Raw genomic sequence first — 13,156 nt, forward strand, 5'->3', positions numbered from 1 at the left:
GCCACACCAGCCAGCGCCCTTGCCGACGGCAGCTACACCGTCGATGGCGCCACCGCATTGATGCACCCCGAGGTCATCGTGACCTGGCAGAACGCCGAGGTGTCGAAAGGCCATGAGCAGATTCGCGCCTACTACGCCCGCATGCTCAAAGGCTCCAGTCCGATCGTCAAGGGCTATGGCGTCAAGGCGACCTTGAGCGCTCCCGCGGTGTTCTACGGCGATAGTGCCGTGGCATGGGGAACGACTGTCGAGACATACGAACTGTCCGACGGCCTCAAGTTCACGCTCAATGCCAACTGGAGTACGACGATCGTCAAGAAGGACGGTGATTGGAAGATCGCGGCGCTGCACTTCTCGACCAACCTGTTCGACAACCCGCTGCTCAGGAACGCCGAGCGCCTGGTCTGGATCGCCGGACTGGTCGGTCTTCTCGCCGGCGTGCTGGCCGCCTGGCTGCTGTCGAGGTGGCTGCGCAAGTTCGGGTGATCGGCCGCGCCCGCCGCAGGATGGCCGGATGATTCGCAACCGCCTCAACATCGGGCTGGTCGCGATCGTCCATGCGGTCGCGCTGCCCTTGCTCTGGTTGGGATCGCGTGTCGACATCTGGCTGGCGCTGCCCGTCGGCATCGTCTTTTCCTTTGTCCTGCTGACCAACTACGCGTTGATCCATGAGGCGGCGCACGACAACCTGAACTCGGATCCTGGCTGGAATCGCTGGCTCGGGGTGCTCGTCGGCTTCCTGTTCCCCGTGCCGTTCTCGATGATCAAGGTCACACATACGGTGCACCATTGCTGCAACCGGACGGATCATGAGATGTTCGACCTGTACTATCCTGGCGACCGCATGTTCATCAAGCTCGGACAGTGGTATGGCCTCCTCGCCGGTCTGTTCTGGCCCTGGATCCCGATCGGCGCGCTGGTCCTGGCGACCTTCCCGCAGCTCTTGCGGATGGGGCCTTACCGGCGGGCGCGGACAACCGCCGTGCTGTTCGACGATTTCGTCGAACAGGGTGTCGGGCGAGTACGGGTCGAGGTCGTACTGACCCTGGCGTTCTGGATCGCGTTGTTCGTTCTCCTTGACCTCTCCTGGCGGCACGTGCTGATCATGTACGCCTGCTTTGCCTTCAACTGGTCGACGCGGCAGTACATCACGCACGCATTTACCGAGCGGCACGTCATCAACGGTGCCTTGAACCTGCGAGTCAGTCCGGCCATGTCGTGGATATTGCTCAAAGGGAACTGGGATCTGGTCCATCACCAGAAACCCTGGCTGCCGTGGACCGAACTCGAACGCAACGGCAACGGTGCGTATTCTCCGGTCGGAATCTGGCAGCAATACCTGCGCATGTGGCGTGGCCCGGTGCCGGCAACTTCCCCCTCGCCGCAGCGCCTCAGGGCCGAACCGAGGCCCGATTAATGTGAAATAATGTGAAAGCCCCGCGTCAGCGACTCAAGAATCTCTCCTCCCCACTGGCGAGGGAAAGAAATGGTCATGACTTTCATGACCGTTAACCGGCCACCAGCGCTGGTCGACCCAGCGCGCAGCCCAGGCCAGCGCGATTCCGCCTGCGATGTCGGCAACGTGGTGCTGGTGGACGGTCAGTACCGAAGTACAGATGGCCAGGTACCAGAGGCCACCGATCAGACGAAGGGGCGTTGACGCGACGCGGGCCGAGAGCGCGTAAAAGACCAGGGTGCTGTAGGCGATGTGCAGGGACGGAATGGAGTTGAACGCGCCGTCGAGTTGCCACAGAGTGGAGAACAGCGCTTCAAACGGACCCTCGGGAGGTATCCGGACGAAGCCGCTTCGTACCGGAAAGGCGACGAAGAGCAGGCCGGCTGCCATCGTCGCCAGCGCGAAACACCTGCCGAGGGCGCGCAGCCCCTCGATGCTGCAAACGAAGAGCGGCAGCCAGAAAAGCAGCACAATCGAAAAGTAGATCAGGATCGCCGACGGGACCAGGGGGATCGCAAGCTCCCAGGCGAAATGCAGGTTCACGTCCCGTCCCGAGTGGGCCGCGATCCAGTTGGAGCCCCCATAGACGGCCGCAAAGAGAAAGGTCAGCAGGACATGCAGCTGCAGAAAGACGGCCCATCGCGCGCCGTCCGGCCACGACCACGCCTGCGGTTTCTTCACCGACTCCGCCATCGTATCGAATGCCATCCGGGATCGTTTACGGAGTCGCTTGTAAAGATCGTCTTGCGCCGTGCCATGTCTTCGGCAAGCCGCCGGTCGATCCAGCCATGCAGCAGATCGAAACCACGGCCCAGGAACCGATGGTCGTTCACCGATGCCCTCTGGAAATCGAGCAGGGCGTCACGTTGGGCCGCGGAATACCGGAGCAGCCCCGCATAGAACGTCGCCGCATTGAGCGAAACACGATTCTCGATCAGAGCCCGGTTGAGTTGGCGGACATGCCGGCCGACCTCGGCCGAGGACATGCTGGAATGACGCCAGTAGGGCGCCACGGTTCGCGGATTCGAGTCGACGTGCAGTTCAAAGCGTGCCCGGTTGACGTCGTCGAGAACCGGCACCCCGGCGACGCGTGTACTGAAGATCGCCAGGAAGTGGAAATCCGGCGGATGATCGTGCAGGAAGCGGTACGTGGTGGCGAGGCTCGCTTCGCTCTCGCCGGGAAAGCCGACCACCAGCGAGACCACGCTGGTCAGCCCGACCGACCGGCAATTGTCGAGCGCCTTGGCGTTTTCCTCGACGCTGCACTGCTTGTTCATGTTGGCCAGGACCTGCGGATCGCCCGACTCGATGCCGATCTGGACCTGGTGCGCGCCGGCGTCCCGCATCATCGCCGCAACGTCGCGATCGGCAAGGTCGCTGGCGCGCGCATAACAGATCCACTTGACCTCGATCCGGCGACGAACGAGTTCCTCGCAGAGTGCCGAAAGGCGACGGCGAGGGAGGGTGAACAACGAATCGAGGCAAGAGATGAACTCGACACCGAGTTCGTCTCGATAGCGCTGCCAGTCGTCGGCGATCTTCCTGGCACTCTTGTAGCGGAATTTCTCGTCGTCGAAGAGGTAGGGGTAGTTGCAGAAATTGCAACGGTACGGACAACCTCGAACGCTTTCGTAATGGACGAGCGGGAAGTGACATCGGTGATCGCGGGCTGCCCCCAGCCAATCCGGAGTGGGCAGGGCGTCGAGCGAACGGGTCGCCGGGACGCCGCTGCGCAGGATGATCGAATGTCGGCGCCGATCGATGCTTGCCGGCGGTGGAGCGGACAGCGTCTGGAATCCCGAGCGAAGGTAGGAGGCGAGTATCGGTACGAGAGTCTCGCCATAGCCCACGGCAAGGACGTCAACGCCGGGGATGCCGTCGCCTCCCTCCGCGAGGATGGACGCCAGCGCCCCCCCGAGGACGATCCGATGGTGTGGACGGAGGATCCGCTGCAGGATCGGCTCGACCTCGCCCAGATCGCGCAACAAGGTCGCTGAAAGGAAGACCAGCGTACAGGTTGCGAGCTTGGCGCGCATCGGACGGTCATCGCGAAAGACATCGTCGATCGTGGCGATTTCGTAAGGAATCGCTTCCGCCCGAAGCAATGTCGTCAGGACCACCTCGGTCAGCTCCGGAACATCCAGGTTCTCGGTACGAGAAAAGTACTCCCTGACATCAGTGGCCAGGCGTCGCCCGGCAACCCGGCGATGCCAGCCAGCCAGCACGATCGATTCCCCGATGATCGCCTTGGACTTCAGGTCCAGCCAGGCGGACTCCGAGGCACCCCATTGCGCCGCCTGCTTGCGCAGTGCGCGCCAGGGCGATGATTCCTTTTCGTTGAGCAGACCGCCGGTAATGACGAGTACGGTCGGCGGCCTGCCTTGCACCGCAGGCATCAGTCGATCCTCCGCAGCAGGGGGCCGCCCGACGGGACGATGATCACGAGTTTTCGCACCGGCCGGATTCCTGCCGGGTCGGCCAGCGCGAAGCAGCCATGGCGGAAAAGGCATCCGAGCAACAGCACCATCTGACGGAGGGCCATGGGCATGCCGGCACAGACGCGATCGCCGAGTCCGAATGGGAAGTAGGCATGGCGATACCGTGAGGAATCGACAAGAAACCGCTCGGGCACGAACTCGCTTGCGCGGTCGAAAACCTGCGGATTGCGATGCGCCAGATACATGCAGGGTAACACCCGGCTATCGCGGGGAACCACATGCGGACCGACCTGTGTGGCCGCGATGGCATGGCGAGTCAGGTGCACGACGACCGGGCAGAGCCGCATGGATTCCTCGATGGCCGAACGCAGAAAGGGAAACGACTCGGGCGGCGCATCGCCGACCGTCAAGACCTCGGTCCGTGCGCGTTCGCTTGCCGCCGGATCGGCGAGCAGGTGGGTGAGGGTCCAGGCGAGGCTCGCCGCCGTCGTGTCATGACCGAAGAGCAGGAAGGTCACGGTTTCCGAAACAATCTCGTCATCACTCAACGGTTCCCCACGCTCGGGGGTAGCGTGGGCAATCTGCGAAAATACGGAGCCGTCCGGGGCGTCGCGGACTTCGCGTAATCGCTGACGGATGAACGCGTGCACCCGCGCGCGATTGGCGAGGAAGCGCCCCCAGGGTGATAGGCGTCCGAGATCGACATGGAGAATCTTCAGGAACAGGACTGCCGCCTGGCTGAAGGACGATTTCCATGCATCGATCAACTGGAAAGCTTCACGGTGGCGCTTCTCGGGCAGATCCCCGAAGATCAGTTCGATGATGGTGTGCAGCGTGATGCGGGCCATGAACTCGCCGGCATGGACGACCTCGTTCCGGCCGATTTGCGGTATCAGCGCATCGACCCATTTGCGGCTTACCCGGTTGATCGTCACCGCATTTCCCGAGAAGAAGTGTGGCAGCAGCACGCTGCGGTGGATGCGATGTCGTTCGCCTTCGAGCGCGATCAGGCTGTGCTCGCCCACGACGGGCCTCAGCGCCTCCGTACCCCGCCCGCCGATGAGATCGGGGTTGCGGGAAATCTCGCCGATCAATTTGGGATCCCCGGTGACCAGGCATGATCCCATGACGGGCAGCCGGGTCGTAAACGTCGTGTATCCCTTCGTGAGCGCGCCATCGAGAACGCCATAGGGCGTTCTCATCCACTGCAAAGGGCTGATGGCTAGGCGCGGAATCATTCGTTGTATTGTGTCGTCCGCCGTTGGCAAATGAAAAGTGGGCCGACCGCACTCCTTCGACATGATGCCAGAAAGCGGCCACACGTTTTCAATGTGAACCCGCTTGCCCGGCGCCGGGCGGTCGAAGCGGCGAACAGCCAGAGCCGTCTGACCTCCGAATGTACTGGCTTCCGACGGCAGGCCAGAAATCTCCGCAACCGGAATCCACTGGATTTCCGGGATATCGATGCCGCTGGCCTCTGCCCAGCGCATCGTTGCCTGCTCGTTTTCGGGCACACCCGGAAAGCGGGCGTCCGGCAACTTGACGATCCAGCCGCCACCGGTGCCGCTGACCGGGATGGTCAGTCCGCGCCCTTCGCGCCGGGCGGAAAACTTGAGCTGCACTCACCGGTTACCAGGTCTCGCGGTTCGAGGCTGAACAGGGCAAGGGCCAGCAGCTTGCTCGCTGCGCAGCGGAAATTGAAGCGATCAGCGACGTCGGGTATGACCAACGGTTTTCCGCTGACCATCTCCAGCATCCCATGGACGGATCGTTCTTCACTTGCCTCCGGTTTCCTGACGCTCCAGTCTCTCCACCTGCGGCTGTCTGCTGCCGGCCCAGGTCAGGCGGAACGACGCGGCGCGGCGCGGATTGCCGACCAGCGCCGGCCGGAAGCAGACCAGGTTGGTGCCGCCGGCGCGGCGCACGCTGGGGTAGATGATTCCCAGCGAGCCGGCGTCGAGCAGGCGTGCCGCGAGACCCTGCGAAGCGACATAGCTGCCGGGGTCGAGGCAGGCGGCAAAGGCCGGCGCGTCGCGCAGATCGTGGAACTCGCTGCTGAAATCCGCGAGCAGTTCCTGATAGTTGACGCTGTCGTCGAAGCGGCCGATTTCCTGGTACTCGACCGTCTTGTGGAAAATGACTTCGGCCAGTGCCGTTTCCAGTTCGAAAGCGCAATACCAGGCGCCGCGCTCGCCGTCATTGAAGCGGCTGCCTTCGGGGCGAGGGTAGGTGAAGGCGGCATTGACGATGCGGAAGTTCGGCACGCCGAAAACCAGTTCGTCGACGCCGATTCCCGGCAGCCCGCCGCGCTCGCCGATCAGCCTCTCGTTGGTGGCGTTGTCGAGTTCGAACAGGTCGCGCAGGTGGTCGAGGTTCTCGGCAATTGCGGTCAGCACCGAATCCTCGCGCTCGGCAAAGCGCGAAGGAATCAGTCGTACCGTATCGATCCGGCGCAAACGCGACAGGCGCGGCAGTGGCGGGTTCATATGCCGCCGCGCCGAGCTTCGAGCAGTTTGCGAACGGTCTGCATCGCCAGCAGACCGCCGCCCAGCATGAAAGCGAGCGGCGAGCGGCCGGCAAAAATCCGGTTGCTGTTCGGCAGGCTGATCCACTCGTCGGCCAGCTTGTCGCCGTAGAGAATGTGCAAGGCCTTGTAGATGCCGATCAGGTACGAGATGCGCGTGATCCGGTCGACTTCGAGCAGCCGGTCGGGGTTTTTTTTCCACTCGTAGAAGGCGCTGCTCGACAAGCCGCCGAGCAGCTCGCGGGCGTCTTCGTCGCGCAACCGCCAGGCAGTGGCCAGATTGAAGAAGCCCTGCAGCGCTGACTTCGACAGACGCGCGCGTTCGGCGCGCGCATTGAGATCGACAAGAGCCGCCGGTTCGAAGCGGCTGGCGGGGTAGGCATAGGCAAGGTTCATCGTTTAACTCCTTTCCCGGATAGTCTACACTCCGTTTTTGGAAATGCAAGAGGTTTGGCCGAGTGGCCGGGCGCCCGCGAGCCGAAATTGACGCGAGATGGGTGCGCCTCCTATACTCGTCTCGTCGGGGTGCGCCCGGCTTCCTCCCTTCCTCCTCTACCCAGCCCAATGAACGCCGATGCCGTAGTCTCCCGGGACTCGCCTCCAGCAGCCAAGATCGCCCTCTTCCGGTCGCTCTTCCGCGGCCGGGACGACGTTTATCCGCGCCGTTTCGAAAGCCGCAGGACCGGCAGATCGGGTTACAGCCCGGCCTGCGCCAACGAGTGGGCGCGCGGCCTGTGCGACAAGCCGGCGGTCCGGTGTCCGGAATGCCCAAACCGGAGATTTCTCCCGTTCACCGACGAGACGGTTCGCCAGCATCTTGCCGGGCAGGACAAAGCTGGCGACGAGTTCGTGATCGGTGTCTACCCTATGCTCCTCGATGAAACCTGTTTCTTCCTTGCCGTCGATTTCGACAAGGAAGGCTGGCAAGAGGACATTGCTGCCGTTCGCGAAACCTGCCATCGGATGGGGCTGCCGGCTGCGGTCGAACGATCCCGCTCGGGCAACGGCGCCCACCTCTGGCTGTTCTTCGATGCTGCCATTCCGGCCGTTCTGGCGCGCAAGCTGGGCGCGCACATCCTCACCGAGACGATGGAGCAGCGGCCGGACATCGGCCTGGATTCGTACGACCGCCTGTTTCCAAATCAGGATACCTTGCCCAGAGGCGGCTTCGGGAATCTGATCGCCCTGCCGCTGCAGAAGCGCGCGCGCGACGACGGTCACAGCGTGTTCGTTGACGATCGTCTGCTCCCCTGGCCGGATCAATGGGCGTTTCTGTCGAGCGTGCGCAAAATTGCGCGGGCCGAAGCGGAAACGATTGTCGGTGCCGCGGACAAACGAGGGCGAGTCATCGGCGTTCACTTGCCCTTGCTGGACGAGGACAACGAGGAACCGTGGGCCCTGCCAGCTTCGCGTCGCCGCGCCCAATCGCTCATTGTCGGGCCTTTGCCCGAGCGTCTGGAAGTGGTTCTCGGCAACGAGATCTACATCGCCAGGGAAGGGTTGCCAGCCGCCTTACGCAATCGCCTGCTGCGCCTGGCAGCGTTTCAGAATCCCGAGTTCTACCGGGCGCAGGCGATGCGTCTGCCCACCTTCGGGAAGCCGCGAATCATCTGCTGCGCGGCCGAGCATCCGCTGCACATCGGTCTGCCACGAGGCTGCCTGGACGAGATCAGGGACCTCCTCGCCGGCCTCGGAATCGAATGCGTGCTGCGCGACGAGCGCAATGCCGGCACGCCGCTGAGCGCTTCGTTCCGCGGCAGCTTGCGGCCGGAGCAGCAGGTGGCTGCCGAGGCGCTGGCCGGCCATGATCAGGGTGTTCTCGCGGCGACTACCGCTTTCGGCAAGACCGTTGTCGCGGCGTGGCTCATTGCCAAGCGCGGCGTCAGCACGCTGGTGCTCGTGCACCGCCAGCAACTGCTGGAGCAGTGGGTCGAGCGATTGTCGACCTTCCTCGAATGGCCTGCCGCAGCCATCGGCCGCATCGGCGGCGGCCGCAGGAAGCCCAACGGGAAACTCGACGTGGCGCTGATCCAGAGCCTCGTCCGCCACGGCGCGGTCGATGACCGCGTTGGGCAGTACGGCCATCTGGTCTTCGATGAATGCCATCACCTGCCGGCTTCCAGCTTCGAACAACTGGCTCGGCGAGCGCGGGCCAGGTATGTGCTGGGGCTGTCGGCGACGGTGATCCGCAAGGACGGCCATCATCCGATCATCTTCATGCAGTGCGGACCGGTGCGTCATCGCGTCAGGGCGCGCGAACAGGCCGCCGGGCGACCCTTCTCCCACAATGTCTGGGTGCGTCCGACGGCGTTCCGTCAACTGACAGCCGATGACCCTGACGTGAGAGTCCAGTTCCATGATCTTTATGCGGCGCTGATCGCCGACGAGAGCCGCAATCGCCTGATCACCGACGATGTCGCCGAAGCCGTGCGCGCGGGGCGCTCGCCGGTGGTGCTGACCGAACGAACCGATCATCTCGAGAAACTGGCCGAGCAACTGTCTCCCTTGGTACGCCATCTCGTCGTCCTGCGCGGCGGCATGGGCAGGAAGCCACTGCAGGGAGCGCTGGATCGACTGGCGGCGATTCCGGAGGACGAGGAACGTGTCGTCCTGGCGACCGGCGGCTACCTCGGGGAGGGTTTCGACGACGCGCGTCTGGACACCCTGTTCCTGACGCTACCGGTTTCCTGGCGGGGAACAATCGCCCAGTATGCCGGCCGCCTGCATCGCCTGCATGACCACAAGCGGGAGGTCCGCATCTACGATTACGCCGACCTCAACGTGCCGATGCTGGCGCGCATGTTCGACCGCCGTTGCGCTGGCTATGAGGCGGTGGGTTACAGCATTCTGCTACCAGCCAGCGCGGTGCCTGGCTGGCCGCCCGAGGTGCCGCTGCCGGTCGAGCCGGAATGGAAGCGGGATTACGCCGCCAGCGTCCAGCGCCTGATCCGCGACGGGGTGGACGTACCGCTCGGCAATCTGTTTGTGCACGCGACGCGCGTGTTCGAACCGGGCGCGCAAGGCGCGGACCGGGCACGCAGTGCCAGTGAGGCCTTTCTCTACCGTCGGCTGGAGACGCTTCCCGAGACCGCCGGACGGTTTGTGCTCAACAGCGATCTGCCGATTCCCTTCGACGAGCGCGGGGGGATGGAGGTAGACCTGCTGTCCACGGAGACACGCGTGGCCGTCGAAGTCGACGGTGCGCAACATCTGGGCGACCGCGAAGCCTATCGTCGCGACCGGCGCAAGGACGCGCTTCTGCAGGAGAACGGCTACCTGGTGCTGCGCTTTCTCGCCGAGGATGTCGGCAAGCATCTCGACGATGTCCTCGACACCATCCTGCGCGCCATGGTTCACCGTCCGCCTACTTCCTGGGCTGATACGCCATCGAGCGTGCCGGGAGGTTGAACATCTGGCCTGGCGTTGCGCCAACCCGGAGCGCCGCGGCGTCCGCGTGACCGCTGTCGCGAGCTCAGCCGACCAGCGCCACCGCCTTGATCTGGGCCCAGACCTGCTGACCCGGTACGAGTTCGAGGCGCCATGCCGAGTGCCGGGTCAGGCGTGCCAGCATCGGCGTGTCGCCGACGCGCAACTGCACCAGCGCGAGTGCCGGATGGTCTTCGGCCACATGGCTGATCACCGTCGCTGGCAGCAGATTCATCATGCTCACGTCGTCATGACGGCTGCGCGCAATGCTCACATCGCGGGCCAGGATGCGCAGGCGCACACGGCGCCCGACGGCGGTACCGCCGTCGCGTACCCAGACTTCGCCGCCAGCGAAGACAATCCGGGCAAGATGCCACTCGGCCGCTCGTTCGACTACCGTGCCGGAGAAAACCACGCCGGCGTCGTCGCCGAGGCGCAGCGGCGGGTCGACGCGCGCCAGGACCTCGGCCAATGGGCCCTGCGTGACGGCTCGGCCGTCGTCGACGACCACGATATGATCGGCGAGTCGTGCCACCTCGTCGGGGGCGTGACTGACGTAGAGGATGGGGATCTCCATTTCATCGCGCAGTTGCTCCAGGTACGGCAGAATCTCCTGCTTGCGCGCGTGGTCGAGTGCCGCCAGTGGTTCGTCCATCAGCAGCAGGCGTGGGCTGGTGGCGAGCGCGCGTGCAATCGCCACGCGCTGACGCTCGCCACCCGACAGGTGATCGCTCCGCCTTGCGAGCAGATGGCCGATGCCAAGCAGCTCGACGGCCTGGGCGAGTGAAACGCGGCGCTGATGCGCGGCGATGCGGCGGCGCCCGAAATCGAGATTGGCGGCGACGTCGAGATGCGGGAAAAGTCGCGCCTCCTGGAAGACGTAGCCGAGCGGGCGGCGATGCACGGGTAGCCGGCGTGCGCCGTCCTGCCAGGTTTCGCCATTGACCGCCAGGAAGCCGTCGGCGGTTTCTTCGAGTCCGGCGATGCAGCGCAGCAGCGTTGTCTTGCCCGATCCGGAGCGTCCGAAGAGGGCGGTGATGCCTTGTCCCGGCAGATCGAGATCGACATCCAGCGTGAAAGCCGGGTAGGGCAGGCGGAAGCGGGCCCGGATGCTCACCGGCCCCGCTCCGGTTTGAGCGCGTTGAGCAGCAGCAGGACGGCGAAGGAGAAAGCCAGCATGCCGGCGGCGAGCCGATGCGCGGCCTCGTACTCGAGGGTTTCGACATGGTTGTAGATGGCCATCGACAGCACCTGGGTCTTGCCCGGGATGTTGCCGCCGATCATCAGGACCACTCCGAACTCGCCCACCGTGTGCGCGAAGCCGAGGATGCCCGCGGTCATGAAGCCCGGCCGGGCGAGTGGCACCACCACCGTGAAGAAGGTATCCCAGGGATCGGCACGCAGCGTTGCTGCCGCCTCCAGCGGCTGCTCGCCGATGGCTTCGAAAGCCTGTTGCAGGGGTTGAACGACGAAAGGCATCGAGTAAATCACCGAGGCGACGACAAGGCCACTGAAGGTGAAGGGCAGCGCTTGCAGTCCGCTCGCCGCCAGCAGGCGGCCGAGCATTCCGTCCGGCCCCATCAGCACCAGCAGGTAGAAGCCGAGAACCGTTGGCGGCAGCACCAGCGGCAGGGTTACCAGGGCGCCGATCACTCCTTTCGCCCAGTGCCTGGTGCGCGCCAGCCACCAGGCTATCGGCGTGCCGAGCAAGAGCAGCACGGCGGTGGCCGTCCCGGCCAGCTTGAGCGTGAGCCAGACCGCAGCAAGGTCGGCCGGGTTCAGCATGGCTGCCGAACCACGGCGACGCCGCAGCGCGCCGGGGAAAGCGGGGCGGCGATCACCGGAAGCTTGGCTCCGGCCATTGCACCGGTGATCCTCACAATTCGTAACCGAAGGACTTGATGATCGACCTTGCCTTGTCGCCGCGCAGATACTTCAGCAGCGCGGCGGGACCCGACCTGTCTTTGCCCCTGGTGAGCAGCACCGCATCCTGGCGGATCGGGTCGTGGAGTTTCGGCGGCACGATCCAGCCCGACCCTTCGGCGATGCGCCCCCCCCTGTATACCTGCGAGAGCGCGACGAAACCGAGTTCAGCGTTGCCGGAGGCGACGAACTGGTAGGTTTGGCTAATGTTCTCGGCGGTCACCAATTTCGACTGCAGCCTGTCGAGCAGACCAAGCGCCTGCAGCGTCTGGACGCCGGCTGCGCCGTAGGGTGCGAGCTTGGGGTTGGGCAGTGCGAGGTGCTGGAAGTCATTTCTTCCGAGCACTCCCCCGTGGTCATCGACGAAACCCTTTTTCCGGCTCCAGAGCACGAGTTTGCCGACCGCGTAGGTGAACCGGCTGCCGGCCACGCCGTCGCCCTCCTTCTCCAGACGTGCCGGAGTTTCGTCGTCAGCGGCGAACAGCACTTCGAAAGGTGCGCCGGCCTTGATCTGGGCGTAGAACTTGCCGGTAGAACCGAACGACGCAACGATGGTGTGACCGCTGTCCTTTTCGAACTCGGCGGCGATCTTCTGCATCGGCGAGGCGAAGTTTGCCGCGACGGCGATGCTGATTTCATCCGAATGGACCGATGCCGCAGTCAACAGGGAAACGGCGAAACAAACCTGATGGAGCATGGGGAGTTTTTGGCGTTCAGACCGGCACGGCCTTGATCAGGGCGCAAGCGCGCATCCTCTCCTGTAGGCCAAGTTGGCCACACTGTAAAGGAACCTGTGGGTAGCGGGCTTGTCATGGGCGTCTCCTCAAGCGGGATCTTTGAGTGCTTTGCGACACTCGCCAAGCGTTATGGCATCCTACTACATAGCGGAAGCCAGAAGAAACCTTGGCTCTGCTCCTCGGCGCGGCCTGGCTTTCTTTCGCCGGCGATGTCGCCGTCGCGCTCGGTATCGCCTTTGGCCTGACCACCGGCCTGTTCCTGGTTCGGCTGCTGCGCCGCCGGCTGCTCGCCGATCGCTTGTAGCCGGCCGCCTCCGTCCCTTGTCCATCCCAGTCATTTCGAAGCCGGGGTCATCTTCGAGAAGGACGCCGAACGCCTGATCATCGGCGCCGGCCACAACGGGATGGTCGGGCTCTCGGACGAGGCGGCGGATCAGTCTTTCCGGGAGAACTGGCACGCCGCCAGGCAATGGACGGCTACGGCCAACACCACCACCGCGGAGTGTCTCCAATGGATGGCGAGCAGCATTGCCAGCAGGGTCGCCGCACAATCTCTTCGTGCTCTTCACGCATTCTGTCCTCCAGCGCCAAAAGGTCGTCAGTTCCGCTTTACAATAGCCGCTCGGGACCCTATAATCCGGCTCTCTTTCGA

The 13,156-nt window shown here is 64.2% G+C and carries 12 protein-coding genes; 4 read left to right on the forward strand and 8 right to left on the reverse strand.

What is annotated here, in order from left to right:
- Positions 1 to 486: nuclear transport factor 2 family protein (locus CAPSK01_RS01385; RefSeq protein ID WP_273702852.1), on the forward strand; the 486-nt coding region annotated here is incomplete at its 5' end.
- Positions 487 to 514: 28 nt separating this feature from the next.
- Entirely contained in the window at positions 515 to 1,417 is a 903-nt protein-coding gene (locus CAPSK01_RS01390) for a fatty acid desaturase (protein WP_034921347.1), read from the forward strand.
- A 33-nt stretch (positions 1,418 to 1,450) separates the two neighbouring features.
- On the opposite strand, the gene CAPSK01_RS01395 is transcribed toward CAPSK01_RS01390, so the two are convergent.
- The 5 genes from CAPSK01_RS01395 to CAPSK01_RS01415 all read right to left on the reverse strand — a co-directional run bounded on the left by CAPSK01_RS01395 (position 1,451) and on the right by CAPSK01_RS01415 (position 6,814).
- Positions 1,451 to 2,164 (reverse strand): phosphatase PAP2 family protein, encoded by a 714-nt coding sequence (locus CAPSK01_RS01395; RefSeq protein WP_273702853.1) that lies wholly within the window; start codon positions 2,162 to 2,164, stop codon positions 1,451 to 1,453.
- Positions 2,134 to 3,852: a radical SAM protein gene (locus CAPSK01_RS01400; RefSeq protein ID WP_034921350.1), complete on the reverse strand. Its 1,719-nt coding sequence runs from the start codon at positions 3,850 to 3,852 to the stop codon at positions 2,134 to 2,136. The genes CAPSK01_RS01395 and CAPSK01_RS01400 overlap by 31 nt, the downstream gene beginning before the upstream one ends.
- Positions 3,852 to 5,516 carry a cytochrome P450 gene (locus CAPSK01_RS01405; protein WP_034921352.1) on the reverse strand — a complete coding sequence of 555 codons (1,665 nt, stop codon included), beginning with the start codon at positions 5,514 to 5,516 and terminating at the stop codon, positions 3,852 to 3,854. Before CAPSK01_RS01405 ends, CAPSK01_RS01400 begins: the two co-directional genes overlap by 1 nt.
- A 153-nt stretch (positions 5,517 to 5,669) precedes the next feature.
- Positions 5,670 to 6,380, reverse strand: a complete 711-nt coding sequence (locus CAPSK01_RS01410) for an RES family NAD+ phosphorylase (protein ID WP_034921354.1) — start codon at positions 6,378 to 6,380, stop codon at positions 5,670 to 5,672.
- Positions 6,377 to 6,814, reverse strand: a complete 438-nt coding sequence (locus CAPSK01_RS01415; RefSeq protein WP_034921355.1) for an antitoxin Xre-like helix-turn-helix domain-containing protein — start codon at positions 6,812 to 6,814, stop codon at positions 6,377 to 6,379. The genes CAPSK01_RS01410 and CAPSK01_RS01415 overlap by 4 nt, the downstream gene beginning before the upstream one ends.
- Positions 6,815 to 6,982: 168 nt before the next feature.
- Between CAPSK01_RS01415 and CAPSK01_RS01420 the strand changes: the two genes are divergently transcribed.
- Positions 6,983 to 9,826 (forward strand): DEAD/DEAH box helicase family protein, encoded by a 2,844-nt coding sequence (locus CAPSK01_RS01420; protein ID WP_273702854.1) that lies wholly within the window; start codon positions 6,983 to 6,985, stop codon positions 9,824 to 9,826.
- Positions 9,827 to 9,890: 64 nt separating this feature from the next.
- Here CAPSK01_RS01420 and modC read toward each other — a convergent pair whose 3' ends face one another.
- From modC to modA, 3 genes are all read right to left on the reverse strand, one after another.
- On the reverse strand, positions 9,891 to 10,961 hold the full coding sequence (gene modC / locus CAPSK01_RS01425; RefSeq protein ID WP_034921357.1) for a molybdenum ABC transporter ATP-binding protein: 1,071 nt from the start codon (positions 10,959 to 10,961) through the stop codon (positions 9,891 to 9,893).
- The gene (gene modB, locus CAPSK01_RS01430) at positions 10,958 to 11,629 is read right to left on the reverse strand and encodes a molybdate ABC transporter permease subunit (protein ID WP_034921359.1); all 672 of its coding nucleotides are present in this window, start codon (positions 11,627 to 11,629) and stop codon (positions 10,958 to 10,960) included. The genes modC and modB overlap by 4 nt, the downstream gene beginning before the upstream one ends.
- 91 nt (positions 11,630 to 11,720) lie before the next feature.
- Complete coding sequence (gene modA / locus CAPSK01_RS01435; RefSeq protein WP_034921361.1) at positions 11,721 to 12,464, reverse strand: molybdate ABC transporter substrate-binding protein; 744 nt, start codon at positions 12,462 to 12,464, stop codon at positions 11,721 to 11,723.
- Between the two features lie 206 nt (positions 12,465 to 12,670).
- Here modA and CAPSK01_RS21345 point away from each other — a divergent pair, with 206 nt between their 5' ends.
- Positions 12,671 to 12,808 (forward strand): hypothetical protein, encoded by a 138-nt coding sequence (locus tag CAPSK01_RS21345; RefSeq protein WP_273702855.1) that lies wholly within the window; start codon positions 12,671 to 12,673, stop codon positions 12,806 to 12,808.
- The last annotated feature ends 348 nt before the right edge of the window (positions 12,809 to 13,156 follow it).

Origin of the sequence: Candidatus Accumulibacter vicinus (assembly GCF_000584955.1) — a bacterium.
GTDB classification, from domain to species: domain Bacteria; phylum Pseudomonadota; class Gammaproteobacteria; order Burkholderiales; family Rhodocyclaceae; genus Accumulibacter; species Accumulibacter vicinus.